Consider the following 26,631-nt stretch of genomic DNA (forward strand, 5'->3'; position numbering starts at 1 on the left):
TTTAGAAGAAGCCGAGCTTGTTCTCGTTGTAGCTGACCAGGAGGTTCTTGGTCTGCTGGTAGTGGTCCAGCATCATGGCGTGGTTCTCACGGCCAATACCTGAGGACTTGTAGCCACCGAAGGCGGCACCTGCCGGGTAGGCGTGGTAGTTGTTGACCCACACACGGCCGGCCTGGATTTCCCGGCCCGCGCGGTAGGCGACATTTCCGTTACGCGACCAGACTCCGGCACCCAGCCCATAGAGGGTGTCGTTGGCGATTCCGATGGCGTCGTTGTAGTCACTGAACTTGGTCACGGACACCACCGGACCGAAGATCTCCTCCTGGAAGATGCGCATCCGGTTGTGGCCTTCGAAAATGGTGGGCTGGACGTAGTAGCCACCCGCCAGGTCACCGGACAGCTCGGCCCGGGCACCACCGGTGAGGACCTTGGCGCCTTCCTGCTTTCCGATGTCGATGTAGGACAGGATCTTCTCCAACTGGTCATTCGAGGCCTGGGCACCTACCTGGGTGTCGGTGTCCAGCGGGTTTCCCTGGATGATCTTGTTGGTCCGGGCCACGACATCCGTCATGAAGGAGTCGTAGATGCCTTCCTGGACCAGTGCACGGGACGGGCAGGTGCAGACCTCGCCCTGGTTGAAGGCAAAGAGTGTGAAGCCTTCCTGCGCCTTGTCGTAGAAAGCATCGTTCTGGGCGGCGACGTCATCGAAGAAGATGTTCGGGCTCTTGCCACCCAGTTCCAAGGTGACGGGAATGAGGTTGTTGGACGCGTACTGGCTGATGAGGCGGCCCGTGGTGGTTTCACCCGTGAAGGCGATCTTACGGATCCGGGAGCTTGAAGCGAGAGGCTTTCCAGCCTCCACGCCGAAACCGTTGACGACGTTCACCACACCTGCCGGCAGGAGGTCTCCGATGAGTTCCATGAGGACCAGGATGGACGTGGGCGTCTGCTCGGCGGGCTTGAGAACCACAGCGTTGCCGGCTGCGAGCGCCGGTGCCAGCTTCCACACGGCCATGAGGATGGGGAAGTTCCACGGGATGATCTGGCCAACGACGCCCAACGGTTCCTTGAAGTGGTAGGCCGTGGTGTCCTCGTCCAGCTGCGAGAGATGACCTTCCTGCGCGCGGACTGCGGAGGCGAAATAACGGAAGTGGTCGGCAGCCAACGGGATATCAGCGTTCAGGGTTTCGCGGACGGGCTTGCCGTTGTCCCACGTTTCCGCCACCGCGAGAAGCTCCACATTCTCGTCGATGCGGTCTGCGATCTTGTTCAGGATGGCCGCGCGTTCGGTGGCCGACGTCTTGCCCCAGGAGGGTGCAACCTTATGGGCGGCGTCCAGCGCCAGCTCGATGTCCTCCGAGGTACCACGGGCAACTTCGCAGAAGGCTTTGCCCGTGACGGGGGTGATGTTCTCGAAGTAGGCGCCCTTGACCGGGGCAACCCATTCGCCGCCGATCCAGTTCTCGTAGCGGTCCTTGAAGGTGACCTTCGAACCCTCGGCACCCGGCTGTGCATAAACAGTCATTGCTAGCTCCTTTGCTGCGAATCACGGTGGCTGTCGCCATTGATCCGAGCCTAGGAGCAGGGAGGTTGCAGCTACGTTGCAACCATGTGAGTCAGCTCACGCTGTCATTTCCGTTTCGATCCGTTCAAGGTCGGCCACGACGGCGGCCCGCTTGGGTGAGCGCGGCGGCAGCAGCTTCAGGACGGCAAGGCGGAGGTCGACGTCGTACTTCGCCTCAGGCAGTTCAGCGTACTTGAGGAGCGAATCGACGCTGCCGTCGCTGAGCAGCGCCTCGCGCAGCAGGTGCGAGACCCGTTCGCGCAACTGCACGACGCCGGGCGCCTCCGAGCGTGGTAAGAGCCCGCCTTTGTAGATTTCCAGGGCAATGCGGTGGGCGCCGCGCTGGAGGCAGCTGAGGACCTGGCCGGAGTCAGGCAACAGCTCAACCGGCAGGCGGTAAGGACGGGATCCGGGGACCGCCTCCGGGCTGAGTTCCTGGATGACTTTGCGGAGCCGCACCATTTCCGCCCGCAGGGTCACGTTGGAGCCGTCGCCCGGATACAGCTGCGTGCACAGGTCTTCAGCGCTGAGCCCGGCAGGGTGGTTGCTCAGGATGGCAAGGATTTCGCTGTGCCGGGCAGACAGGGAAACCGTCCGTCCGTTGATACTGAGCAGGGCTTGGTCACGGCCCAACAACTGGAGGCTGTTCCGGTAGAGCGCGTGACCAGAGGCAGCGACCGCGCTCCGGCGTCGGGGTTTGTCCTTGACGGCGGCGGCGAGCGTCAGTCGTTCAATGCGGAGCTGCGCCTGGGCGGCGGCAACGGTAGCCTCCACCAACGAAAGGGTGTGCGCGGCGACGGCAGTTTCCGTGCCCGTGATATCCACAACGCCCAGGACGGCACCGGAGTCGGGGTCGTGAAAAGGAACCGCCGTGCAGCTCCAAGGATGGACGGAGCGCTTGAAGTGTTCCGCCCCTGAAATCTGGATGCTGCGGTCCAGGGCCAGTGCAGTCCCAGGTGCGCTGGTCCCTACGGAAGCCTCGGACCAGTCGGCACCGGCGACGAACATCATGCCTTCAGCCCGGCGCTGCATCACAGGATCGCCATCCACCCACAGGAGCCGGCCGACGTCGTCACCCACTGCCACCAGCAGCCCGCTGTCATGGCTGGGCTGAACCAAAAGCTTCTTGATCACCGGCATGATCGTCGCCAACGGGTGCTGCCTGCGGTACTCCTCAAGCTCATCGCGGTCCATTGCGAGCGGCGCCTCGGCCACGTCCGGGTTGGCCTGCAGAGTTGCCGAGCGTTGCCAGGATTCTCGTACCAAGCGGCGCAATCCGACGATGTCTTCAGGCATCCCGAGGCGCAAGGAGTCCAAACGCTCGTGGCCCGTGAGGGCACGCTTCTGCAACAGCTCCGCGGCATCGCTGCCCGGAACCGGCGGATGGACTGGATTCCTCATCGAACTCCCTGGTAATCCGCAATTACAGTGCGCTGCACATGTGGTGGGCGGGACGGTACCGAGAAGTCTAGTTCGGGTGGAGATGAATGTCAGCCTCGGGAGATCCGGATCATTTCCTCGCGTGGCACAACCTTGATGCGCTCGCGGACCACACCGTTACCTTCGCCGGCGGTCCACTCAGCACCAAGGGCGGCTTCGTGGGCGTCAAGCCTGTTCCAGCCTTCCCACGTGGTGTATTCGACGCCGCGTTCCTCAAGGAGGTCGATGATGGCCTGCGGATCCGGGTTTTCCGCCGGGGGCAGATTGAGCCTGTCCTCGAGGAGGAAGCCGATGGTCTCCAGGGCATCACCCTTGGTGTGGCCGATCAGCCCGACCGGTCCGCGCTTGATCCAGCCGGTGGCGTAAATTCCCGGCACGGGCTTGCCGTCGGCGTCCAGGACGCGACCGCCGTCGTTCGGTATGACGCCCCGGCGGGCGTCGTACTCAAGTTCCTCCAACGGGGAACCGTGGTAGCCGATGGCGCGGTAGACGGATTGGACCGGGTATTCAATGAACTCGCCGGTGCCTTTGACGTTGCCGGTTCCATCCAATTGCATGCGCTCGAATTTGATGCCCGAGACCTTGCCGGGCGTCTCAGGCGAGTCGAGGATCTCCACGGGACTGTGCAGGAAGTGCAGGTGCAGGCGCCGCGATGACGGCTGTTCCGATTCCGCGTGCTCCTCCACCAGCCAGTTGGTCATGGTGTTGACCATGGTCTTGATCTGGTTGTTTGTCCTGATGGCTTCATCCGAGGCTTCGTCGAACTCGAAGTCCTCCGGGTACAGGACGATGTCCACGTCCTTGCAGTGGGACAACTCGCGCAGCTCCAACGGCGTGAACTTCACCTGGGCCGGGCCACGGCGGCCGAAGACGTGAACGTCGGTGACCGGCGACTGCTTGAGCCCCGCGTAGACGTTGTCCGGGATCTCCGTAACCAGGAGTTCCTCGGGATGCTTGGCCAGCATGCGGGCCACATCCAAGGCCACGTTGCCGTTGCCGATCACGGCGATTTCCTTGGCATCCAGGGGCCAGTCCCGGGGAACGTCCGGGTGGCCGTCGTACCACGACACGAAGTCGGCTCCGCCGAAGGATCCCTCCAGTTCGACGCCGGGGATCCTCAAGTCGGCGTCTTTGATGGCACCCGTGGAGAAGATCACGGCGTCGTAGAACGCACGGAAATCGTGGAGAGTAAGGTCCTTGCCGTAGGTCACGTTGCCGAGGAAGCGAATATCGCCGCGGTCCAATACCTTGTGGAGCGCGTTCACGATGCCCTTGATCCGCGGGTGATCCGGCGCCACTCCGTAGCGGATCAGGCCGTATGGTGCCGGATATGCCTCGAAGAGATCGATGCTGACCTCCACATGCCCGTCTTTGACCTCGTTCGATTTCGTCAGGATGTCCGCGGCGTACACGCCCGCGGGTCCTGCACCAACGATCGCAACGCGAAGCGGACGATTGGGGGTTGTTGCGGCTGAGTTGGACACCGTTACCCTTCCGAAGCAGTGAGCCACGCCGTTGTTGGGGCGCGCAGATTCCAATTCTAGATGTCGACCCTACGCCGGACCGCCTATATGGCAGGAGTCACAGAAATTGATAAAGATTGCGGAATATTGCGCGTGCAGGCGGTGTTGGCGACAATGTGTCGACTCCGGATCAGATAGCTGCCAGCTCTCCCTCTTCAAACCAGCCAACGACGACGACGACAGTCGGGGGCGGCGGTGGAGGTACCGGCGGTTCCGCTAAAACCGACAGCAAGCCTGTGCGGAGCGAGTCGACGGCGGGAATCCTGTTCGGCATTGGCGCTTACGGTCTATGGGGCCTGCTTCCGCTGTACTTCTTCGTCCTCATGCCGGCCAGCGCTATCGAGATCGTGGCCAACCGGATCGTTTGGTCCTTGCTCTTCTGTGCACTGCTCATCACCATCACGCGCGCTTGGAAAACATTCTGGGCGGCGGTGAAGGACAGCAGCGTGTTCGGTCCTTTGGCCCTGGCGGCAATTCTGATTGCCATCAACTGGCTCACCTACACTTTCGGGGTCACCACGGGCCACGCCGTTGAGACGTCCCTGGGCTACTTCATCAACCCGTTGGTCTCGGTTTTGCTCGGCGTTTTCGTCCTCAAAGAAAAGCTGCGTCCCCTGCAGTGGGCAGCTGTAGGCATCGGCTTCGTGGCCGTGGGCGTCCTGACATTCTCCTACGGACAGCTCCCGTGGATTGCCCTGATCCTGGCCTTCAGCTTTGGGCTCTATGGCTTCGTGAAAAAGCGTGTCGGGCCCAAGGTGGACGCACTCACGAGCCTCAGCGTGGAAACGGTGGTGCTGGCTCCCTTTGCAGCCATCACCATGGTTGTCCTCTCGGTAACCGGCGTCGAAACCCTTACCACGCTGGGCGCGGGCCACTTCTGGCTGCTGGTGGCTTCCGGTGTCATCACGGCCGTACCCCTCCTGTTCTTCGGCGCCTCAGCCCGCCGTCTTCCGATGACCACCATCGGCCTGCTGCAGTACTTCGCGCCGGTCCTCCAATTCGTGGTGGCGCTGACCGTGTTCAACGAGACCATGACCACTGCCCGCTGGATCGGTTTCTGCGTGGTGTGGTTGGCGCTGGTGCTGCTGACCATCGACATGCTTCGCACCACACGGAAGAACTCGGTGCTGAAAAAGAGGGCCCGGCTGGCGGCTGCTGGCTAGTAAGCCCCTCATTCCCGCCCTTGTTCGGTACTCCCTGCGTTGTAGGCCGGGGCTGGCGGACAACCGCGAGGCGAGCCGTAACACGGGCGGGAACAGCGAGATCGCGGGAACGGTGCCAGAACGCGGGTTAGCTCCAGCGAACTCGCCGCCTTCCCGCGAACTCGGCGTGCCATCCTCCCCTGCAACAAGCCCAAGTGCCCCGAGATCGCGGGAACGGTGCCAGAACGCGGGAACGCTCCAGCGAACTCGGCGCATTCCCACGAACTCGGCGGTGGAGCCAGCTAAACAGAATCCGCTTAAACGCAGGAGGAGGGCCGGGGTGTCCCCGGCCCTCCTCCAAAAACAAGCGTGAAGTCTTACGCGTGAGCCTTGATGGCTGCTGCGAGGACCTCGAGGCCGTCGATGAGCAGTTCGTCGCTGATGACCAGCGGCGGGAGCAGGCGGATCACGTTGCCGTACGTGCCACAGGTCAGGATGACGACGCCTTCCTTGAGGCAAGCGGCAGCAACAGCCTTGGTGAGCTCAGCATTCGGCTCCTTGGAACCGGGCTGGACGAGCTCGATGGCCAGCATGGCCCCGCGGCCACGGATGTCGCCAACCACGGAAACTTCGGCTGCCAGTTCGCGGAGCTTGCCCAGGGCGAGCTCTTCGATGTGGCGTGCACGGCCGTTGAGGTTGTGCTGTTCCATGGTGTCGATGGCTGCGAGTGCTGCGGCGCAAGCAACCGGGTTGCCACCGTAGGTGCCGCCCAAGCCGCCCGGGTGGACGGCGTCGAGCAGGTCTGCGCGGCCGGTGATAGCGGACAGCGGGAGGCCGCCGGCAATGCCCTTGGCCATGGTGATGATGTCCGGGACAACACCTTCGTGGTCAACAGCGAACCATTCGCCCGTGCGGCAGAAACCGGACTGGACCTCGTCAGCGATGAAGACGATGCCCTTTTCCTTGGCCCATGCGGACAGTGCCGGGAGGAAGCCTTCGGCCGGAACGATGAAGCCGCCTTCACCCTGGATGGGCTCGATGATGATCGCGGCAACCTGGTCGCCACCGATCTGCTTCTCGATCATGGTGATGGCGCGCTTGGCGGCCTCGGCACCGGTGATTTCCGGGTTCTCTTCACGGAACGGGTAGCTCATGGGCATGCGGTAGACCTCGGGCGCGAACGGGCCGAAGTTGGTCTTGTACGGCATGGCCTTGGCGGTCAGTGCCATGGTCAGGTTGGTGCGGCCGTGGTAAGCGTGGTCGAAAGCTACGACCGCATCGCGGCCGGTGGCCAGGCGTGCAACCTTGACGGCGTTCTCTACGGCTTCAGCGCCGGAGTTGAACAGCACGGTGCGCTTGGCGTGGTCACCCGGGGTGAGGCGGTTGAGCTGCTCGGCAACTGCAACGTAGCCCTCGTACGGGGTGACCATGAAGCAGGTGTGCGTGAAGTGCGCAGCAGCTTCCTGGACAGCGGCGACGACGGCGGGGTCGGACGCGCCGACGCTGGTCACGGCGATGCCGGAACCGAGGTCGATGAAGGAGTTGCCGTCGACGTCGCGGATGATGCCGCCGTCGGCGTCTTCAACGTAAACGGGGACGCCCGAGGCGACGCCTGCAGCAACGACGGCGGCGCGACGCTCGGCCAGTGCCTGCGACTTGGGGCCGGGGAAGGCGCCGTTGATGTTGCGCTTCTGCTCGATGCGGTACGAGAGTTCGTTCGCGGTGGTGGTCATGAGGTGGTTGCCTTTCTGGGAAGCTCTGGTGAAGGTACGGGTTACGCGTCGAGCGCAGACATCACGTGCTTGATGCGCGTGTAGTCCTCAACGCCGTACATGGAGAGGTCCTTGCCGTAGCCGGACTGCTTGAAGCCGCCGTGCGGCATCTCTGCCGTCAGGAGGATGTGGGTGTTGATCCAGACCGCACCGAAGTCCAGGTCGCGGCTCATGCGCATGGCCGTGCCGTGGTCGGTGGTCCAGACGCTGGAAGCCAAGGCGTATTCGACGTCGTTGGCCAGTTCGAGCGCTTCTTCTTCGGTGCTGAACTTCTGGACGGTGATGACCGGGCCGAAGGTTTCCTTCTGCACGATGTCGTCAGTCTGCTTGGCGCCGGAGATGATGGTGGGCTCGAAGAAGAAACCCTTCTCGCCTGCGCGGTGGCCACCGGTTTCGATCTTGCAGTTCGCCGGGAGGTTCTCCACCACGGAGGTCACGGCGTTGAAGTGGTTCACGTTGTTGAGCGGGCCGAAGTAGTTGTCTTCGTCGTTCTGCGAACCCGTGTGAAGGGTCTTGGTGTGCTCCACCATCGCTGCCACGACGTCGTCGTGGACGGAGTCCTCCACCAACACGCGGGTGATGGCCGTGCAGTCCTGGCCTGCGTTGAAGAACGCGAACTCGGCGATGGCCGCGGCACTCTTCTTGATGTCGGCATCCTTGAAGACGATGGCCGGAGCCTTGCCGCCAAGTTCCAGGTGGGCCCGCTTGAGGCCCTTGGCTGCGCCGCTTGCCACAGCAATGCCGGCGCGGACGGAGCCCGTGATGGACACCAGGCCGGGGACCTTGTGGTCAACCATCATGGCGCCGGTTTCGCCGGTGCCCAGGACAACGTTGAGGACACCGGCCGGGAAGATCTCGCCGGCCAGGCGTGCCAGCACCAAGGTGGACTCAGGGGTGGTGTCGGAAGGCTTCAGGACAATTGTGTTGCCTGCGGCCAGGGCGGGGCCGATCTTCCAGATGGCCATGAGGAACGGGTAGTTCCACGGAGCAACCTGGGCTACGACGCCGATCGGTTCGCGACGTACGTAGGAGGTGTGGCCCTCGAAGTATTCGCCTGCGGACTTGCCTTCGATGATGCGCGCGGCACCGGCGAAGAAGCGGAGCTGGTCAGCACCTGCGGCAACTTCCTCGGAGGCGATCAGGGAACGGACCTGACCGGTGTTGCGGTGCTGGGCTTCCACGAGTTCATCGCTATTGGCCTCGACGGCGTCTGCGAGCTTGAGGAGCATCAGCTGGCGCTGGCCGGGAGTGGCCTTCTTCCACGACTTGAAAGCCTGGTTGGCCGCGGTCATGGCGGCGTCCACATCGGCCTGAACCGAAATGGGCGACTTGGCAACGATTTCCCCGGTGGCGGGGTTCACGATGTCCAGGAGACCCGTACCTGCCGGCGTAACGAATTCGCCGTTGATGAAGTTCTGCAAGGTTTGAACCACGGTGTGCAACCCTCTTTCGGAGTCTGGGCATGGGTTTAGCTGATCAGAGCCTATGCCAGGGAGGGGGTCCAAGGAATAGCCAGCTGCACACACAAGGACCCCCCGCTTAGTGCGCTTGCCCAGTGCCGGGTTACGCTTGAAAGCATGGCAATGTCCCTCGCTTCGCTCGTCGCTGTCCCCTCCCTGAAACTCCGCCAAGCCGGCCTTGCCGAAACCACGTGGAACCAGGACATCAGTTGGGTTGCGGTGACGGAATTGGAAGACCCCCAGCGTTTCCTCAGCGGCGGAGAGCTGGTCCTCACCACCGGCCTGCGCCTCAAGAGCGCCGCCGACCAGCGACGATTCGTCCGCCAGGCCCAACGCGCTGGTGCCGTCGGGATCGGTTTTGGCATCGGCCTCACCCACGAGTCCGTCCCGGAAGCACTCATTGCGGAAGCCAACCGCTGGGGCTTGCCCCTGGTGGAAGTCCCCTACGAGATCCCCTTCATCGCGATCGGCAAACTCGTGGCGGAATCGCACTCTGCCGACCATTATTCCAACTTGGAACGACTCCTCGCCGGACACCAGATCCTGGCACGCTCCCTCCTCACCGGCGGAGGCCTGAACGAACTTCTCAAGCAACTGGGCAGCATGCTCCGCACTGATGTGGTGCTCACCCAGTTCAGCGCGCAGCTCTACAACAGCGTGGCGGGGAAGCCGGCCCCGACGGCGGATGGCTGGGCTTCGTATCCGATTCCCACCGGCCGCAGGGATGCCTGCACGCTTTGGTTGCGGCAGCCGTTCGTCGACTCCGGCATCGTCAGCTACGCGCAAAACCTGATCAGCGTGGAGCTCAACAACATGGTCAAGCAGCGCCAGGCCCAGCGCGCCATGGCCGGTCAGGTCTTGGACGACGTCATCCACGGCACCCTTGAGAGCATCGAGGCCGCCCGGCGCCTGGCAGGCGTCGGCATCAACAGCACCCGGAAGAACGTTGTGCTCGTGGCAGAGTCCACGGCACACCACAAACAACTGATCAGCATCTCCCTGCCCCAGGCGCTGGAAGCCGGCGTCAGCGCCGTCGTCGGGAAGGACCTTGTCACTGTCATCAGCGACGACGGCAGTTCGGCCACCGCTTTGGCCAAGAGCCTTAGCGATCACCTGCAGGAAGCCGGCATCCACGCCGTCATAGGTATCGGCGGCGCCTACACGAAGCCGAACGGCCTGCGTTGGAGCTACTTTGAAGCGCGCGACGCCGTGGCGCACGGCTTGCCGGTCAACGAGCCGGAGCGCCTGAGCCTGACATCCCTGCTGCTTGCCAGCGAGGATGTTCCGTTGGCGGATATGGCCAGCGAGTCCCTCACGCCGCTGCGGAAGTTCGACGCCGCCCACGGGGCCGAACTGGTGGCCACACTGGAGAGCTACCTCAACCACAACGGCTCAGTAGCAGCTGTGGCCGAAGCCCTCACCCTGCACCGAAACACTGTGCGCTACCGCCTGGCACAGATCACCGAATTGACGGGCTACGACCCCTCCCAGACGCAGGACCGTGTGCAGCTGTGGCTGGCCTTGGCGGTCCAGCGCTTGGGCTCGCGCAACCCTCGCTAGGCCCCTCAAGCTCGCGCGGAGAGCTTCGCCACAAAACCGTAGACATTAGACGTCAAACGTCTAACCTTTAGATATGGCCGCGACGACTCCTCTTACCCCCAGCACCGGAAACATCCCTACTGTGAGCCCCGCTCAGGCTGCCCCTGCGCTTTCGGCTAGTTCCGCAGTCCCCAAGACGCGCGTCGTCGCCGTCGTCGGCATTATTGCGGTGGTGCTCATCGGCCTGAACCTGCGCGCGGGCATCACCAGCGCCGCTGCCCTGTTCCACGACCTGCAGCAGGTGTTGGGTTACGGCGCCCTGGTGGCGTCCATTCTGCCTTCCATCCCGCTGCTGTGCTTTGCGGTTGCGGGCATGGGAACGTCCTGGCTGACCCGGCGTGTGGGTGTCGAGAAAGCCATCGCCATCGCCTTGGCCCTGCTGGCCGGCGGTTTGCTGGTGCGTGGCGTTCCGGTAACGGGCGCGCTCCTTGGAGGCACCGTCCTGGCGATGTCCGGCCTGGCCGTGTGCAACGTGGCCATGCCGTCGTTCATCCGTGAGCACTACTCAGAGCGCACCTCCATGATGACGGGTCTCTACACTTTCACCATGTCCGGGGGCGCTACCTTCGCTGCAGCCGTAAGCGTGCCTTTGGCTCAGGAACTCGGCTCGCCGTCCATGGGCCTGGCCGCTTGGGGAATCCTTGGCGTCGCGGCCCTGCTGGGCTTCCTGCCGGTTGTCCTCCACACCCACCGCAACTCCACCAAAACGGACCGTCCGCGGGTGTCCATGTGGCCGTTGCTGCGTACCCGCCTCGGCATCCTGATAACCGCGATCTTCACCTTCCAGGCGTTCCTTGCCTACGCAGTAATGAGCTGGTTCGCCTACATCCTGACGTCGCAAGGCCTCAGCGCCTCCGAAAGCGGCCTGCAGTTCGGCGTGATGCAGTTGGTCTCCGTCGCTGCCGGCATGATCCTGCTCGCCTTCGGCTCCCGCCCCCGCATGCTCCGCCCCGCACTGTATCTCGCCAGCAGCTCCACCTTGCTGGCCATCGCCGCGATGGTCTGGTTGCCGACGTCGCTGGCGGTTGTACCCGCAGTGCTCTTCGGCTTCGGCTTGGGCATCTTCCCGCTGGTCCTGGTGATCATTAGCCGCAGCGGACGTTCGACGGCGGAAACCACCGCGCTCTCCACCATCGCCCAATCGCTGGGATACTTGATTGCGGCAATAGGCCCCTTTGGCATGGGGCTGCTCCACAGCGCCACCGGCGGCTGGGTGCTGCCGCTGAGCCTGCTGTCCATCGTGGCCGTGGCGCTCATGGTTACCTGCCACCTGCTCACGAGCAAGCGCACTGCCACCAAGACCGGACCGAGGACAGCATGACCCTGACCCCTTCGCATCGCCCGGCCCTTGCCGAGGAGATCACCGCCAAGCTGCGGGACATGATCAAGTCCGGTGAATGGCCGCTCCAGGAGCGAATCCCAGCCGAGCCAGAGCTCATGTCCACCTTAGGTGTTTCGCGGGGAACCCTGCGCGAGGCCATCAAGGCGCTGGCCCACTCCGGCATGCTGGAAGTCCGGCGCGGGGATGGCACCTACGTGCGGGCCAATAGTGAGATGTCCGGCGCGGCGCAGCGCATGTACCTGGAGCACACTCAGGAACACATCGTGGAGGTCCGGCTCGGCCTGGACACCCAGGCTGCCCGATTGGCCACCAAGCACGCTACCGCCGAGGACCTGGCCGAGATGCGCCGCCTCCTCGCGCTCCGCCACGATGCCTGGCAAGCCGAGGACTACCCCACGTGGGCCAGTGCCGACTGGGAATTCCACGAACGCGTTGCCTTGGCTTCAGGGAATCCATTGCTCCATCAGCTGTACGTTTCGTTCGGCGGAGTGTTCCACAACGACCTCCTCCGGCAGCAACGCAAGGAAGGCTTCAACGGTATCCCGCGCGAAGGCCACGACGAACTGGTGGACGCCTTGGAGGCACACGACCCCGATGCCGCCGTCCAGAGCGTGTACCGGAACCTGGATTTCTGCGCAGACCAGGCCCCGCGTTAGCCAGGCTCCTTCACGGCTGAGTGGTTTCAATCCCGATCCCGGCCGCATCCCTGAATCTCGCATTGATCAGCACCACCTCGCGCCCGGCCCGGTCCAGCAGGCTGGCCGCGACACTCGCCCGATATCCCGTGGCACAGTGCACCCAGATCCTCGCGTCCGGCAGCTCAGTAATCTTCCCGAGAAGCTCGTAGACGGGAACGTTCAAGGCACCCTTGACATGGGAGGCCCCAAATTCGTCCGGTCGGCGAACATCCAGCACCACGTCTGCCGGTTCCCGTTCCCTGAGCAACAAGCTCCAGTCCCCGTGCAGGTAGCTCGCCTGTGGGGACCCGGGCGCCAACGCACCAACGTTCAGAACCGCGGCGTCAGGCCCGACGACGGCATCCGGGCTGTCGATACCGATCCTCGCCAGGTCACGGATCGCCTTCTCGACCTCGCTGAGTGGGCCCAGTAGCGTGAGTGGCTGGTTCCACGGGATCACCCAGCCGAGGTAACTGGTGAAATTGTCCCCACGGCCGTACTCAAAACTCACGCTGCCCTGAAAGTGGCTTTCCGCGAAGGCCACGCGATGCCGGAGGTCCACCACCCACTCCCCTGCCCTCAAACGCCGGCCCAGTTCCTTTGCGTCCACGGAGTCCGGGACGTCAAGGATTGCAGGGTGCGGACCAGCGGCATTCAGAGGATTCATGTGGGCGTAGTACGCGGGGTAGGCCGTGATGTTCTGCAGCAACTGCGAGACAAAGTGGTCCTCGTCCCGATCTGTCAGGGCGTGGTTTGACGCGGCTTGCTCACTGATCGTCGAGGTCTCTTGATGGCTCGCCGGGCCGATGGAACAGAACGAGCCGAAGCCATGCGTCGGGTAGAGCGCCGCTTCGGGCGTCGCCGAATCCACCAGGCGCCGGACCGAGGAGTACTGGTCATGGGCCAGCTTCGCGGTGTCCCCCGGAGAGACCAGGTCCGTTCTCCCAACGGAACCGTAAAGCAAGCTGCCGCCGGAAAACACGGCCTCCGTGCCGCCGTCGTGCGTGTCATCCCGCACCACATAGGAAAGGTGTGTGTGGGTGTGGCCAGGCGTCGCAACTACCGAAACGGAAAGCCGGCCAACGCGAAGAACCTGGCCGTCCGTGACAGGGACGCGCGTGAAGGAGACCTCATCAGCGGCGTTCACCAAATAGTCAGCGCCATGCTTCTCCGCCAGAACGAGGCCGCCCGTGACGTAGTCGTTGTGCAGGTGCGTCTCGGCTACATGGGTGATCCGGACGCCAGCGTCACGAGCCGCAGCTTCCACCCGGTCAATGTCCCGCTGGGGGTCGATCACCAACGCAACTGAGCCGTCATGCACCAAGTAGCTGCGGTCGCCCAGCTGCGGAGTTTCAATGACGACGACGTCCATGACTCAGGGTACCGCCGGGCGGGACAGAGCGAGCTTAAAAGCAGGGCGGGGCCACTCGAACTGAGTGACCCCGCCAGCAAAGAACTGGAATAACTAGACCTGAGCGGCTACGCCATCACGGGAGATGTCGACCATGTCCTCGCGCGGGACAACCTTGATGCGCTCACGCTTGACCTCAACGCCATGGGAGGTGCCGGCCTCGGTGGCTGCTGCGCCGAGGGCGAGCTCGTGTGCATCAAGGGCCAGCCAGCCTTCCCAGCTGGTGAACTTCACGCCGCGGGCATCGAGCAGATCCACGACGGCGTCTGCCGCGGGAACCTCGGCGACCGGCAGGTTTTCGCGGTCCTCCAACAAGTAGGTGACGGTTTCGAGGGCATCGCCCTTGGTGTGGCCGATGAGGCCAACCGGCCCGCGCTTGATCCAGCCCGTTGCGTAGAGGCCGGGTACATGCTGGCCGTCGGCGTCCAGGACACGGCCGCCGTCGTTGGTGACGACGCCCTTCTTGTGGTCGAACTCGACGTCCGGCAGGGCCGAACCGAAGTAGCCGATGGAGCGGTACACGGCCTGGACCGGGTAGTCGATGAATTCGCCGGTGCCGCGGGCGTTGCCCGTGCCGTCAAGCTCGGTGCGCTCGAACTTGATGCCGGCAACCTTGCCCGGGGTTTCCGGGGAGTCGACGATTTCCACCGGGCTGTGCAGGAAGTGCAGGTGCAGGCGGCGGGAAGCCGTGAGCTCGGAAAGATCCTCGGGCTGCTCGGCGATCCAGTTGGTGAGCGTGCCCACCATGGTCTTGGTCTGGTTGTTCGTCTGGACCTGGCGATCGGACTCTTCGTCGAATTCGAAGTCCTCGGCGTAGAGGATGATGTCCACGTCCTTGGAGTGCGAAAGTTCGCGGAGTTCCAGCGGGGTGAACTTCACCTGTGCCGGGCCGCGACGGCCGAAGACGTGAACGTCGGTGACCGGGGAGTTCTTCAGGCCGGCGTATACGTTGTCCGGGATTTCGGTGACCAGGAGGTCATCGGCGTGCTTGGAGAGAACACGGGCCACGTCAAGGGCCACGTTGCCGTTGCCGAGGACAGCGATTTCCTTGGCCTCAAGCGGCCATTCGCGGGGAACGTCCGGGTGACCGTCGTACCAGGAGACGAAGTCGGCGCCGCCGAAGGAACCCTCGAGTTCGATGCCCGGGATATTCAGGTCGGCGTCCTTGATGGCGCCGGTGGCGAAGATGACGGCGTCGTAATGCTTGCGAAGGTCCTCGATGGAGATGTCAGTGCCGTAGTCAACGTTGCCGAAGAAGCGGATGTCGCCGCGGTCCAGGACCTTGTGCAGGGCGTTGACGATGCCCTTGATGCGGGGGTGGTCCGGCGCGACGCCGTAGCGGATCAGGCCGTACGGTGCCGGGTAGCGGTCGAAAAGGTCGATGCTGACGTTGAGTTCGCCGCTCTTGACGGCCTCGCTCTTGGTCAGGATGTCAGCTGCGTAAACGCCGGCCGGGCCGGAGCCGATGACGGCGACGCGAAGCGGACGGTCCGCAGAACCTACGGGGGTGCTAATTGACACGGCTGTGTTCCTTCTTCTGTTCAGTCATCCCAACTAGGTCGCAGTTGTGCGCGTTTTGAGGGCTCAAAACGCGCTTATCTGCTACCTAGTTGGGCCGGGGGGCTAGTTACTGCGGACGCGGGGACGATTTGGGGTAATAGTGCTGTAGTCAGCGGTCTTGAAGTGCTGCGGTGCAAAGGGGCTGACACGGACCACATCGCCGATCACAATGACCGCCGGGTTGGCCACGCCGACGGCTTCCGCCTGGTCCGCGATGGTACCCAGAGTGCCGATAGTGACGCGCTGGTCCGGCAAATACCCGTTCTCTACGATACCTACTGGTGTGTCCAAAGGCAGACCCGAGCCCGCCAGCTCAGCCGCGGAATCGCGCAATTGCGCCACTCCCATGAGCAACACCACAGTGTGATCGGGGCGTGCCGGGACTTCGGACAGCTCTTCGTGGCCGGTCACCACGCTGAAGCCCTTGGCCAGGCCGCGGTGCGTCACGGGGATACCCGCGGCCGCCGGAACGGAAATCGCAGACGTTACGCCGGACACCACTTCAACCTCGACGCCGTTCTGGCGGCAGAACTCCGCTTCTTCACCGCCGCGGCCCAGGACGTAGGGGTCGCCGCCTTTGAGGCGGACCACCCGGTTGCCCTTGAGGGCTTCCTCCACGAGGATCCTGTTGATCTCGAGCTGCGGCACGGGATGATGGCCGGGGGTCTTGCCTACCTCGATCACCCGAACATCCGGGGCAAGTTCCTTGAGCAGCTCGCGCGGGCCAAGACGGTCAGCAACTACGACGTCGGCCTGGCCCAGCAGTCGACGGCCGCGGACTGTGATGAGTCCCGAGTCGCCCGGACCGCCACCTACCAAAGCGACAGAGCCGAGCGAGCCATCGGTTCCCGGCTTGCGATGACGGCGTAGCGGCAGGTCACCGGTTTCGAGGGCAGTGGCTACAGCGTTGCGGAGGGCCATGGCACGGCGCGGGTCTCCCCCGGCGTTGATGGCGATCTTGACGTCGTCCACCACGGCAACGGCGGGTGTCCAGGCGGCTGATGCTTCGTGGTCCGAGGCGTTGACGCACCAGATGCGCTGCGCCTCAGCGTCGGCAGCTACCTGGGTGTCCACAGCGGCTGTGCCAGTGGCGGTTTGAGCGAACCAGACGCCGTCGAGGTCTGAGGTGCGGTACTCGCGCTGCTCCCAGGTGAGGAGACCGGCAGTGGCGAGACCGCGAAGTGTGTCGGTGGCAACGGGAGCGACCACGGTGACTTTAGCACCGGCGTCGAGCAGTCCCTTGGCGCGGCGCTCCGCAACGGGGCCGCCGCCAACCACCAGCACCGGGCGGCCGAGCAGCCGCAGCGCGGTGGGGTAAATGTCCTGTATTGCCATGAAAAAACTGTAGGGCTGCGCCGTAACATGCTTCAAAGGCTCGGAAACACCCGGTAACGCTGGGTAATCCAACGTCACATAGTTCCCTGCTTAGTTCGGGGAAACACTGTCTTTTAGCGTCAGGTAATAGGCGCGCTGTTCCTTGCCCAAGTGCTCGATCGCGTAACGAAGCGCCGTCCGCGGCATGGTGGCTGCGTGTTCGTCGAGGAAGGCCAGCAGACGCTCGCGGCTGCTGCGCCCGGCATCGCGGACCCAACCGCCCACCGCCTTGTGGAGGAGGTCTTCCTTGTCATGAAGGAGGATCCCAGCGATGGCGAATGTGTCATCCAACTGGCCTTCGCGGATGAACGCCGACGTGGCGACGATAGCCGTCCGGCGCTCCCACATATTCTCCGAACGGGCCAGGTCATACAGCGGATCCCGCGGCTTATCCATGAGCCAACCGCCCACCACCCGCCCGGCGCCCAAGTCCACCAGGTCCCAGTTGTTAATGCGGTCATGCCTGCGCAGGTACAGCTCGTACAGTTCCTTGCGCCGCTCTTCCGTGGTCTTCTTTTTCTGCGTTTGCAGCGCCATGATCTTCACAGCTCCGGCGCGGGCCTCGTGGATATCCTCTTCCAAGAGCTTCTCGATCTCAGCCGGGGGCATGGCCGCGAATTCCTTGGCAAGCGTGAAGACCTCGCCCATTCGGACACCCATGAAGAAATCACCCTCGCCGTAGTCACCCTCGCCGGTCTTGAAATACCGCTGGTACTTGGCCTGCTCGACGTCGGATTGCCTCGCGTTGAGCCGTGCCAGGAACTCGACGGCGGTTGGCTCGGTTCCCGGCGCCAGTGCGGCTTTTGCGGACTTTCCCGGTTGAGGGGTCATCCATCAATAATGCGCCTAAAAGACCGACCAGCCAGTACGCGTAGTGAATTCGTCCAGCGCGGCCACGCCTGCCACGGAATTCCCGGACCGTCCCAGGCCAGGGCTCCACACGCTGATGGAGCACTTGTTGGGAACCACGGCCACGATCCCTCCGCCCACGCCGCTCTTCCCGGGAAGGCCCACGCGGTACGCGAATTCGCCTGCGGCGTCGTACGTTCCGCAGGTAAGCATGACGGCATTGATCCTCTTGGTCTGCGCCGGCGACAGCAAAAGGGTGCCGTCCGTTCCCAAACCGTTGGCCGCCAGGAAGCGGGTTGCGAGCGCCAGGTCTTCACACGTCATGGCCAGGGCGCACTGCTTCGCGTAGGAGTCCAGGACTTCGTCCACCGGGTTCTCCAGGTTGCCGCAGCTCGCCAGGAAATGGGCCAAGGAGGCATTTCGGTGGCTATTGGCCAGTTCGGACCCGGCAACGTGGTGATCGGTATCGATGCTTACCTTGGTGGTCTCCTGCCGCATCAGATCCCTCACTGCGTGCGCGGCATTGCCTGTGATGCTGAGGAGCCTGTCCGTCACCACGATTGCACCGGCGTTGATGAAGGGGTTCCGGGGAATCCCTTCCTCGCTTTCCAGCTGGATCAGCGAGTTGAACGGGTTACCCGAAGGCTCCCGAAAGACGCGTTTCCAGATTCCGTCGCCGTCAAAGGCCAACACCAGGGCGAGCGCGAAAACCTTGGAGATGCTTTGGATGGAGAAATCCACGTGGGCGTCTCCGGCTGAATAGACCTCGCCCTCCCGGGTTGCCACGGAAATCCCAAATTGTTGGGGATCCACGGCTCCGAGCTGGGGAATGTAGTCAGCAACGTTGCCCTGGCCGACATGCGGCTGCACAGCCCCGACGATGTCGTCGAGGAGATTCTGGATGTCCACGGTTCTAGCCCTTGGTCCCTGCGTAGGTCCAGAGCCTGATCTGAAGGTGCGCCAGGAGGCGTTCATCTGCGGATTGCAGGTCCAGTCCCGCCACTTCGCAGGCGCGGCGGAGCCTGTAGTGGACTGTGTTGCGGTGGACGGCCAGTTCCTCGGCGCACCGGTTCACGTCGCCAAAGAACTCCAGGTACGTCAGGAGGGTCAGGGCGAATTCCGGGTAGCGGCTGCACAGCCGGGTGATTCCTGCATGACGCAAGGTGGTGCGTGATTCCAGCAGCTCCAGCAGCTCCCTGGTGAGGACTGTGGTTTCCACGTCGCTGTAGGAGGCCACGCGGACTTCGGGAGTTGCCTCCATGACTTTGAGGACGCTGCGCACGTGATCAAGGGTGGCGTGCAAGGCGTCCAAGCGCGGAACGATGGGACCCGCGGCTGCCTGCACTTGGAAGTGAAGGTGGGTGGTGGCGTCACGAACGATCGTGTTGACCAGCCTGTTGATGGCAGGAAGGGATTTGAGCGGGTCCAGATCGGGAAGGATGATGGCCGTTTCCATCCCGAGTGCCCCCACCACCGCGCCCGGCCTGTATGCGGCGGCGTGAATTGATGCCACTTTGGAGAGTTCTCCCCTGCGTAGCTGGAGGCCGGCGGCGCTCTGGCTCAACCCGCCCGCGGAGATCAGGACCAACGCTGCTGGTTTTGACGGATCAATCCCTGCGGACTGGGCCTGCGAATGCACCTGAGCCGTGCCGCTCAGGAGGCTCGAGACCCGGTCCTCGCGCATGGATTGGGACTGTTCGTTGCGGTGCCGGACCAGTTCGATCGCTGCATGGCGGGCGGCTCCCACCATGATGCGATCCGTGTTGGCCGCCAAGGGTTCCGCACCTTCCTGCAACCAGATGTACCCCATCACACGGCTGCCGGCATGAATACCGATTGCTACGCGCTCCCGAAGACCCGCATCGGGGTTGGCTTCCACATGCACAGGCGCTTCAGTAGCCTGCAGGTGCTTGTAAACCCCTGATTCCTTGAGCAGCTTTTGGTATTTTTCAGGCCCCCGCCGTGCCAGGATGGACAGCCTGCGGAGCTCATCAACATCATTGGACGCCGGCGAGTAGGCAAGCACCTTATTGCCTGGATCTTCGATGACCACATGGCCGTTGGTCAGCGTGGCGGTTGTTTGGGCGATCGCGAACAGGTCCCGATGCACTGACGTGGCGCTTTCGCCGGGCACATCGCTGAAGCGGCCGTCGTTTTCGAGGACATCGTTTTCGCGGACCCTGTCCAGGGCAATGCTTTCGAATTTGTCCCACCGCAAGCCCGGAGCCACCGCCACCAGTCCGATGCCCGTGGGTCGTAGTAACTCTGCTGCGGCTTCCAACTCGCGTTCGTTACCCTTCACCGCTACTGCCGTAGGACGGTCGGCAACGATCCTGCGAAGGGCGGGGAGCGCCGCGCGTCCCCGTGCGCCGATGAGCATGACCAATGCCCCCGGGCGGATCGCATCGTCGTCTTCAGCGTCAACAATGACAGTTTCGCGGACGTTTCTGTTGTCCTCTGCCGGGGCCAGCAGCAACCGTGCGTTGTGGACGCCCAGGTCTTCAAGGACATCGCTCAATAAGGTGACGACACCGTCGTCGTCAATTTCCAGGGCTTTCAACGAAGCTATCGCTTCCTCTCCTCATCAGTTCACTTCAGCAGGACGCTCCCTCGCCATTGAGGGGCTCCGCCGGTACATGTACGCAGACACGCACAGCGAGAAACATTACCGGCCCTCCAGAACACCAGTGTTGTCCCCCCGGCACAAGAGCCGGGCCCTGAATTTGGTTCGCCAGCCAATTTGTCGACGGCGGAGGCCACCTAGAGTTAACGACTGTCCCAAACACCACGAAGACTGCCTGCAGCGCGGCCAATTTCGGCCGCACTTTTCCAACAGGCAGGCCCCACGTTTTGGAGTATTGAGCCACCTGAGGTGGCACCGGAGTCAAAGGAGACCCCCGAAGTGATACCCGCCCCTGCGTCTACGCAGACCCTTCCCTCCCCGGCAGACTTAGCCGCCGAAACGTCGTCGGGCGCTTTCGCCCAAGAGGAATCCGGTTACCGGAAAACCCTCAAGCCCCGGCAAATCCAGATGATCGCCATCGGCGGTGCGATCGGTACCGGGCTCTTCATGGGTGCCGGCGGCCGCCTCAACGGTTCCGGGCCCGCTCTGATCCTGGTCTACGCCGTGTGCGGATTCTTTGCCTTCCTGATCCTCCGGGCACTGGGCGAGTTGGTGCTGTATCGCCCCACGTCCGGTTCATTCGTTTCCTACGCCCGGGAGTTCTACGGCGAGAAAATGGCATACACCGCCGGCTGGCTCTACTTCCTGAACTGGGCCATGACCTCCATTGTGGACGTCACTGCCGTTGCCCTTTATGTGAAGTTCTGGGGCCAATACTGGGCACCCATCAACGACATCCCGCAATGGTTGATCGCGCTCATCGCCTTAGTGGTGGTGCTCGCCCTGAATCTGGTGTCCGTGAAGATCTTCGGCGAGATGGAGTTCTGGTTCGCCATGATCAAGGTGGGTGCCTTGGTGACCTTCCTCGTCGTGGGGATCTGCTTTATCGTCTTTGGCGGCCGGACGGATGTAGGCGTTCCGGGCTTCAACGTCATTGCAGAGAACGGCGGCATGTTCCCCATGGGGGCTGTGGCACCGCTCCTGGCGATCAGCGGCGTGGTGTTTGCCTATGCTGCGGTGGAACTCGTAGGCACCGCCGCAGGAGAAACGGCCAACCCCCACAAGGTGATGCCCAAAGCGGTGAACACCGTGGTCATCCGCATCGGAGTCTTCTATGTGGGCTCCGTCCTGCTGCTCTCGCTTCTGCTTCCCTTCACGTCCTACAAATCCGGCGAATCGCCGTTTGTCACGTTCTTCTCGCACCTCGGAGATCCGCAGGCTGGAGCTATTTCCGCCTCTGTGATGAACTTCGTGGTCCTCACGGCGGCGCTTTCCAGCCTCAACGCCGGCCTCTACTCCACAGGCCGCATCCTCCGTTCCATGGCCGTGAACGGCTCGGCTCCGCAATTCACGGGACGGATCAGCGCGTCCGGCGTGCCCTACGGCGGCATCCTGCTCACGGCCGTCATTACCCTGGTGGGCGTTGGATTGAACGCCGTCGTCCCGTCACAGGTCTTTGAGATCGTGCTGGAAATCTCGGCGGTGGGCATCATCGGCGGTTGGGCCACCATCATGCTCTGCCACATCAAGCTCCAATCATGGGTCCGCACCGGCAAAGTTGTCCGGCCGGCGTTCCGGCTGTTCGGAGCGCCTTTCACCTCCTACATCACGCTCGCGTTCCTGGCCTTTGTCCTGGTCACCATGGGGTTCTCGGAGACCGGCCGCTGGGTGCTGGCCTCGTTGCTGGTGCTGGCGCCGCTGCTGATAGCTGGCTGGTATGCGTACCGCGGCCGCATCCGCACTGCCCAGACGTCCTAGACACATCTTCAGTTCGAAAGTGAAACACATGAGCAACCCTTCCCCGTCCCTGAAAATCGGCACACCCAGCCGGGCTTGGCGGTCCCGTGCCGATGCGTGGGAGTTTTTGGGATACGCACTCAGGCAGCTGGCCTCAGCCCGACACCGGGAGTCCGGGCTGCTGTCCCAGATCGACCGGACCCTTGCCCTGCTGATGTCGGTGGAACCGTACTGGGCTGAACCGGGAGTCGGCGCCGTGGTCCAGTTGCGCCAGTTGATCGACGACGGCGAACCCCAGGCCGCGCTCCAGCTTCTGGGCGGCTTGTCCAACCTTCCGCTCGCTTCTGCGGGGGAAACGGTTGCGGTGCCGCGCGGAGAGGTGGTGGACGAGGAAGTTGTTGACCAGCCCGAGCCGGCTGAGCGGCCGCGCTTTGAGGTAGTGGTGGTTGACACCGTTGACCCCGACGAAGCCGAAGCACTGAAGAACACCATGGCTGCCCAGAGGCGGCCGTCTGATGCTTTCACTTACACCGTCAACGTGGTTCCCAGCTATGAAGATGCCTTGGTTGCCGTCATGCTCAACCCCGCTATCCAGTCTGTTGTCCTTCGGCCGGGCTTCGCACTCCGCAGCTCACATCTGCTGGGCAGCGACCTCCGACGCTTCCTGGCCCGGCATACCCCGGCGGACCTGCAGGACTCGCGGCCCATCAGACGGATTCTTGGATTGGCCGACGCGATCTCAGGTCTTCGGCCCGAGCTGGACGTCTACCTGGTGGCAGGGGTTTCCATCGAATCGCTGGCGGGATCGCTCACCAGGAAGTTCAGGCGGATCTTCCGGAGGCAGGATCATTTGGACCTGCATCTGTCGCTTTTGTCCGGAGTGGCGGAACGGTACGAAACACCGTTCTTCACCGCCCTCCAGGAATACAGCCGTCGCCCCGCCAGCGTCTTCCACGCGCTGCCAATTTCCAGGGGAGCTTCCGTAGGGAGTTCGCCGTGGATCCGGGACATGGCCGATTTCTATGGGACGAACCTGCTGTTGGCCGAAACCTCTGCCACCTCCGGCGGGCTGGACTCACTGCTCGATCCCCACGGATCCATCAAGCGGGCACAGGAGCTGGCTGCCCGCGCGTTCGGGGCGCAGCGAACCTACTTCGTCACCAACGGCACGTCCACAGCCAACAAGATCGTGCATCAATCGCTGCTTGCTCCCGGCGACGTTGTCTTGGTGGACCGAAACTGCCACAAGTCGCACCACTACGCCTTCGTGCTCGCCGGTGCCCGGGTTTCCTACTTGGACGCCTACCCCTTGGACAAGTACGCCTTCTACGGCGCTGTTCCACTGGCGAGCCTGAAACGCAGGCTCCTGGAGTACCGGCGGGCAGGCAGGCTCCATGAGGTGAAGATGGTGACCCTCACCAACTGCACTTTTGACGGCGTTGTCTACGACGTCGAAAGGGTCATGGAGGAATGCCTTGCCATCAAACCCGACTTGGTTTTCCTCTGGGACGAGGCGTGGTTTGCCTTCGCCCGCTCCCATCCCGTGTACCGCCGTCGAACCGGCATGGCAGCTGCTGCTGCTTTGGAGGCCTCGTTCCACAGCCCTGCCTACGCTGCCCGGTACGCCGAACAGGCGGCCGCCCTGCACCACCCGGTCACCGGTGAACCCGTGGATGACGACGCCTGGCTCAACACCCGGCTGATTCCCGATCCCGCGAAGGCACGGATCCGGGTCTACGCCACGCAGTCCACCCACAAGACCCTCACGTCCTTGCGGCAGGGTTCCATGATCCACGTCTTTGATCAAGATTTCGCCGGCTCAAACCAGGAGTCGTTCCGCGAGGCTTACATGACCCACACGTCCACCTCACCCAATTACCAGATTCTGGCGTCCCTGGATATCGGAAGGCGACAGGTTGAGCTGGAAGGGTTCGGCCTGGTTCAACGGCAATCCGACCTTGCGGTATCCGTGGCCCAGGCCGTTGCCAGGCATCCGCTGCTGAAGAAGTACTTCCGGGTGCTGACGTCGCGGGACCTCATCGGTTCGATTTATCGGGAAACCGGCTCCAGCATGCCGCTGCGGGACGGGCTGGCCGAACTGGAGGATGCCTGGCAGCGGGACGAGTTCGTCATCGATCCCAGCCGCCTCACACTGGACATCAGCAAGACCGGGATCGACGGCGATACTTTCCGCCACAGCTACCTCATGGACGATCACGGTATCCAGGTGAACAAAACGTCCCGGAACACTGTGTTGTTCATGACCAACATCGGCACCTCGCGCAGCTCCGTGGCCTACCTGATTGAGGTCCTGGTGAAGCTCGCCGAGAGTTTTGAGAATCCACATCCTGCGGCGCGGCAGCGGACCCTTCCCGCGTCATCCGATGCGCCCCGCCCGACTCCCCCGCTCCCCGACTTCAGCACGTTCGCCGCGCGCTTCCGCGTTGACGATGCCTGCGAGGACGGGGACATCCGGGCAGCCTACTTTGAGAGCTACAAGCCCGATTCCACTGTGTACCTGTCTGCAGCTGAAGTAGCTGCAGCGGTTGCCACGGGACAGGAAGTGGTCTCGGCAGGTTTCGTCACGCCATATCCCCCGGGCTTCCCCATCCTTGTCCCGGGCCAAGTGATTACACGGCAGACGCTCGAATTTATGGATGCCCTGGACACCCGCGAAATTCACGGATTCGATCACGACCGCGGGTATCGGGTCTTCGTTGAGCCGGTATCGTTTTCGGCTGCAGGGGTGGCGGCGGTGGCAGCGGTGGCTTCCTAGGCCTTCGCGTTCCACCCGATCGTCGGGGCGATGTGCTTCGCGACGTTGCCCAAAAGCTTGGCGTTGTAATCCACGCCCAACTGGTTGGGTACCGTGAGCAGGACAGTGTCTGCCGCTTGGACTGCGGCGTCCCTGGCCAGCTCTTCAGCCAGGGCGTCCGGCTCGCCGATGTAGCTCTTCCCAAAACGGGACAACGCGCCGTCGAGAATTCCTACCTGGTCCTGGCTGTCCGCTTGGGCGCGGAGGCCGAAGTAGTGGTTGTCGACGTCGTCCACAATCGGTATCACGCTGCGGCTCACGGAAATCCTTGGTTCAAAGTCGTGTCCGGCTGCGGCCCACGCCTCGCGGAACATCTGGATCTGCTCTGCCTGCAGCTCGTCGAAGGGCACCCCTGTGTCCTCGGTGAGGAGGGTGGAGCTCATGAGGTTCATGCCTTGCTCGGCTGCCCAAACGGCTGTTTTCCGTGTTCCGGCACCCCACCAGATTCTTTGCGGGAGGCCGGGCGACTGGGGCTGGATGGGCAGCAAACCTGTGGCTCCGCCGGCGTAATGGGGATCCGCTTCGGCAACGCCGTGCCCGGCGATCGCTTTGCGGAACAGTGCTGTGTGGCGCCGGGCCATGTCGCCGCCGTCTTCGCCGTCTTCAGGGACGTACCCGAAGTTCGCGGCCCCGTTCCGTGCGGGTTCGGGTGAACCACGGCTCACGCCGAGCTGCAGACGGCCGTCGCTGATGAGGTCCGTGGCCGCGGCTTCCTCGGCCATGTACAGCGGGTTCTCGTAGCGCATGTCGATCACGCCGGTGCCCATTTCAAGGCGCGTGGTTCGGGCTGCGATGGCTGCAAGCAACGGGAAGGGCGAGGCCTGCTGCCGGGCGAAGTGGTGGACTCGGAAGAACGCGCCGTCTATGCCCAGCTCCTCGGCGGCCACCGCCAGTTCGATTCCCTGCTTAAGTGCTTCTCCGGCCGTTGGTACGAGGGAGCCCGGGACACGTGCCCAGTGTCCGAAGGAAAGGAAGCCGATCCGTTTGTTGTGCATGTTCGGGACAACACTTTGAGCGGTGTGGTAATTCCTCAATCAGCCCGTCGATAGTGCATGGCCACCGCACCGTTGCTGAGCGGATCGGCCGAGATCAGCTCCAGGCGCCGGGTGCCTGGCAGTCCGCCCTGATACAGGGTGGGGCCGTGGCCGGTGATCATGGGGTGGACGAGGAATTTGTACTCGTCGATCAGATCCAGTCGGTCCAGTTCTGTGGCAAGTTTGCCGCTGCCCACGAGCACCCCGTCTGGAGTCTTATCCTTGAGTTCCTGCACCGCCGTTCGCAACTCACCAACCAGGTGATGGCTGTTGGTCCAGGGGAAGTCGCTCCGCGTTGCCGATACGACGTACTTGGGCTTGGTCTCCAGACTAAGCGCCCACTCGCGTAGGGCTGGTGGTGCGTCCACCTCGCCGCGGGCAACCAACGGCCAGTAGTCCTCCATCATTTCGTAGGTAGTACGGCCCCAGAGCATTGCCCCACTCTGGTCCAGGAGGTGGGTGAAGTGGGCGTGCGTCTCGTCATCGGCGATGCCCTCCCTATGATCGACGCAACCATCGAGCGTGACGTTGATGCTGAACGTAAGAAGGCCCATCCGACGATTCTAGGCTTCGACGGCAAATGAGCATAGAGTAGAAATTTGTCGAAATGTATACCCACCGGGGGTATGCTCGTACTGTCTGTATATGGTGGAAGCAGGACAGCGAAGGAGGTAGTGGAGCATCGTGAAAAAGCCGATCCCTCCTCAAA

19 protein-coding genes are annotated in these 26,631 nt (G+C 63.2%); 6 read left to right on the plus strand and 13 right to left on the minus strand.

Translation table 11 applies throughout. From position 1 onward, the window contains the following. Position 1: 1 nt before the first annotated feature. From exaC to AC6CH8_RS14290, 3 genes are all read right to left on the minus strand, one after another. Positions 2 to 1,525: an acetaldehyde dehydrogenase ExaC gene (exaC, locus tag AC6CH8_RS14280; protein WP_011775700.1), complete on the minus strand. Its 1,524-nt coding sequence runs from the start codon at positions 1,523 to 1,525 to the stop codon at positions 2 to 4. 96 nt (positions 1,526 to 1,621) lie between these two features. After that, a complete protein-coding gene (locus AC6CH8_RS14285; RefSeq protein WP_498191251.1) occupies positions 1,622 to 2,965 on the minus strand; it encodes a GAF domain-containing protein in 1,344 nt (447 codons plus the stop codon). Between the two features lie 89 nt (positions 2,966 to 3,054). Then, positions 3,055 to 4,488: an FAD-dependent oxidoreductase gene (locus AC6CH8_RS14290; RefSeq protein ID WP_178997350.1), complete on the minus strand. Its 1,434-nt coding sequence runs from the start codon at positions 4,486 to 4,488 to the stop codon at positions 3,055 to 3,057. A gap of 116 nt (positions 4,489 to 4,604) precedes the next feature. Here AC6CH8_RS14290 and rarD point away from each other — a divergent pair, with 116 nt between their 5' ends. Next, positions 4,605 to 5,690 carry an EamA family transporter RarD gene (gene rarD / locus AC6CH8_RS14295; RefSeq protein ID WP_498191252.1) on the plus strand — a complete coding sequence of 362 codons (1,086 nt, stop codon included), beginning with the start codon at positions 4,605 to 4,607 and terminating at the stop codon, positions 5,688 to 5,690. 356 nt (positions 5,691 to 6,046) lie between these two features. On the opposite strand, the gene gabT is transcribed toward rarD, so the two are convergent. Then, positions 6,047 to 7,402, minus strand: a complete 1,356-nt coding sequence (gabT, locus tag AC6CH8_RS14300; protein WP_420178685.1) for a 4-aminobutyrate--2-oxoglutarate transaminase — start codon at positions 7,400 to 7,402, stop codon at positions 6,047 to 6,049. Between the two features lie 41 nt (positions 7,403 to 7,443). Then, positions 7,444 to 8,874, minus strand: coding sequence for a gamma-aminobutyraldehyde dehydrogenase (locus tag AC6CH8_RS14305; protein WP_091469655.1), 1,431 nt, complete (start codon positions 8,872 to 8,874; stop codon positions 7,444 to 7,446). A gap of 144 nt (positions 8,875 to 9,018) precedes the next feature. Between AC6CH8_RS14305 and AC6CH8_RS14310 the strand changes: the two genes are divergently transcribed. The 3 genes from AC6CH8_RS14310 to AC6CH8_RS14320 all read left to right on the plus strand — a co-directional run bounded on the left by AC6CH8_RS14310 (position 9,019) and on the right by AC6CH8_RS14320 (position 12,498). Beyond that, complete coding sequence (locus tag AC6CH8_RS14310) at positions 9,019 to 10,461, plus strand: PucR family transcriptional regulator (protein WP_026005258.1); 1,443 nt, start codon at positions 9,019 to 9,021, stop codon at positions 10,459 to 10,461. A 73-nt stretch (positions 10,462 to 10,534) separates the two neighbouring features. Next, positions 10,535 to 11,821: an MFS transporter gene (locus AC6CH8_RS14315; RefSeq protein WP_091469192.1), complete on the plus strand. Its 1,287-nt coding sequence runs from the start codon at positions 10,535 to 10,537 to the stop codon at positions 11,819 to 11,821. Then, on the plus strand, positions 11,818 to 12,498 hold the full coding sequence (locus AC6CH8_RS14320; RefSeq protein WP_091469195.1) for a FadR/GntR family transcriptional regulator: 681 nt from the start codon (positions 11,818 to 11,820) through the stop codon (positions 12,496 to 12,498). The genes AC6CH8_RS14315 and AC6CH8_RS14320 overlap by 4 nt, the downstream gene beginning before the upstream one ends. A 10-nt stretch (positions 12,499 to 12,508) precedes the next feature. Here the strand turns inward: AC6CH8_RS14320 and AC6CH8_RS14325 are convergent, their stop codons facing one another. The 6 genes from AC6CH8_RS14325 to AC6CH8_RS14350 form a co-directional block, all read right to left on the minus strand. Beyond that, positions 12,509 to 13,891, minus strand: coding sequence for a rhodanese-like domain-containing protein (locus AC6CH8_RS14325; RefSeq protein ID WP_498191253.1), 1,383 nt, complete (start codon positions 13,889 to 13,891; stop codon positions 12,509 to 12,511). Between the two features lie 93 nt (positions 13,892 to 13,984). Continuing rightward, complete coding sequence (locus AC6CH8_RS14330; RefSeq protein WP_498191254.1) at positions 13,985 to 15,451, minus strand: FAD-dependent oxidoreductase; 1,467 nt, start codon at positions 15,449 to 15,451, stop codon at positions 13,985 to 13,987. Positions 15,452 to 15,553: 102 nt separating this feature from the next. Next, complete coding sequence (gene cobA, locus AC6CH8_RS14335; RefSeq protein WP_474658958.1) at positions 15,554 to 16,825, minus strand: uroporphyrinogen-III C-methyltransferase; 1,272 nt, start codon at positions 16,823 to 16,825, stop codon at positions 15,554 to 15,556. Positions 16,826 to 16,915: 90 nt separating this feature from the next. Beyond that, on the minus strand, positions 16,916 to 17,695 hold the full coding sequence (locus AC6CH8_RS14340; RefSeq protein WP_429330271.1) for a DNA alkylation repair protein: 780 nt from the start codon (positions 17,693 to 17,695) through the stop codon (positions 16,916 to 16,918). 15 nt (positions 17,696 to 17,710) lie between these two features. Beyond that, a complete protein-coding gene (locus tag AC6CH8_RS14345; RefSeq protein WP_091469207.1) occupies positions 17,711 to 18,622 on the minus strand; it encodes a glutaminase in 912 nt (303 codons plus the stop codon). 4 nt (positions 18,623 to 18,626) lie between these two features. After that, positions 18,627 to 20,273, minus strand: coding sequence for a PucR family transcriptional regulator (locus AC6CH8_RS14350; protein ID WP_498191255.1), 1,647 nt, complete (start codon positions 20,271 to 20,273; stop codon positions 18,627 to 18,629). A gap of 342 nt (positions 20,274 to 20,615) precedes the next feature. On the opposite strand from AC6CH8_RS14350, the gene AC6CH8_RS14355 reads away from it, so the two are divergent. Both AC6CH8_RS14355 and AC6CH8_RS14360 read left to right on the plus strand, forming a co-directional pair. Next, complete coding sequence (locus AC6CH8_RS14355; protein ID WP_498191256.1) at positions 20,616 to 22,094, plus strand: amino acid permease; 1,479 nt, start codon at positions 20,616 to 20,618, stop codon at positions 22,092 to 22,094. A 28-nt stretch (positions 22,095 to 22,122) separates the two neighbouring features. Next, positions 22,123 to 24,849, plus strand: a complete 2,727-nt coding sequence (locus tag AC6CH8_RS14360) for an aminotransferase class I/II-fold pyridoxal phosphate-dependent enzyme (RefSeq protein ID WP_498191257.1) — start codon at positions 22,123 to 22,125, stop codon at positions 24,847 to 24,849. Here AC6CH8_RS14360 and AC6CH8_RS14365 read toward each other — a convergent pair. Next, positions 24,846 to 25,883 carry an LLM class flavin-dependent oxidoreductase gene (locus AC6CH8_RS14365; protein ID WP_429330273.1) on the minus strand — a complete coding sequence of 346 codons (1,038 nt, stop codon included), beginning with the start codon at positions 25,881 to 25,883 and terminating at the stop codon, positions 24,846 to 24,848. The two genes, AC6CH8_RS14360 and AC6CH8_RS14365, sit on opposite strands and share 4 nt — an antisense overlap. Positions 25,884 to 25,918: 35 nt before the next feature. Continuing rightward, positions 25,919 to 26,476, minus strand: a complete 558-nt coding sequence (locus tag AC6CH8_RS14370; protein ID WP_498191258.1) for a dihydrofolate reductase family protein — start codon at positions 26,474 to 26,476, stop codon at positions 25,919 to 25,921. Positions 26,477 to 26,631: the final 155 nt, after the last annotated feature.

It is taken from the genome of Paenarthrobacter sp. GQ52 (assembly GCF_059759005.1).

Excerpts from the sequence above, each read along its gene's own strand:
- exaC (WP_011775700.1), bottom strand. The coding sequence starts at position 1,525 with ATGACTGTTTATGCACAGCCGGGTGCCGAGGGTTCGAAGGTCACCTTC.
- AC6CH8_RS14285 (WP_498191251.1), bottom strand. The coding sequence starts at position 2,965 with ATGAGGAATCCAGTCCATCCGCCGGTTCCGGGCAGCGATGCCGCGGAG.
- gabT (WP_420178685.1), bottom strand. The coding sequence starts at position 7,402 with ATGACCACCACCGCGAACGAACTCTCGTACCGCATCGAGCAGAAGCGC.
- AC6CH8_RS14310 (WP_026005258.1), top strand. The coding sequence starts at position 9,019 with ATGGCAATGTCCCTCGCTTCGCTCGTCGCTGTCCCCTCCCTGAAACTC.
- AC6CH8_RS14315 (WP_091469192.1), top strand. The coding sequence starts at position 10,535 with ATGGCCGCGACGACTCCTCTTACCCCCAGCACCGGAAACATCCCTACT.
- AC6CH8_RS14320 (WP_091469195.1), top strand. The coding sequence starts at position 11,818 with ATGACCCTGACCCCTTCGCATCGCCCGGCCCTTGCCGAGGAGATCACC.
- AC6CH8_RS14325 (WP_498191253.1), bottom strand. The coding sequence starts at position 13,891 with ATGGACGTCGTCGTCATTGAAACTCCGCAGCTGGGCGACCGCAGCTAC.
- cobA (WP_474658958.1), bottom strand. The coding sequence starts at position 16,825 with ATGGCAATACAGGACATTTACCCCACCGCGCTGCGGCTGCTCGGCCGC.
- AC6CH8_RS14340 (WP_429330271.1), bottom strand. The coding sequence starts at position 17,695 with ATGACCCCTCAACCGGGAAAGTCCGCAAAAGCCGCACTGGCGCCGGGA.
- AC6CH8_RS14360 (WP_498191257.1), top strand. The coding sequence starts at position 22,123 with ATGAGCAACCCTTCCCCGTCCCTGAAAATCGGCACACCCAGCCGGGCT.
- AC6CH8_RS14365 (WP_429330273.1), bottom strand. The coding sequence starts at position 25,883 with ATGCACAACAAACGGATCGGCTTCCTTTCCTTCGGACACTGGGCACGT.
- AC6CH8_RS14370 (WP_498191258.1), bottom strand. The coding sequence starts at position 26,476 with ATGGGCCTTCTTACGTTCAGCATCAACGTCACGCTCGATGGTTGCGTC.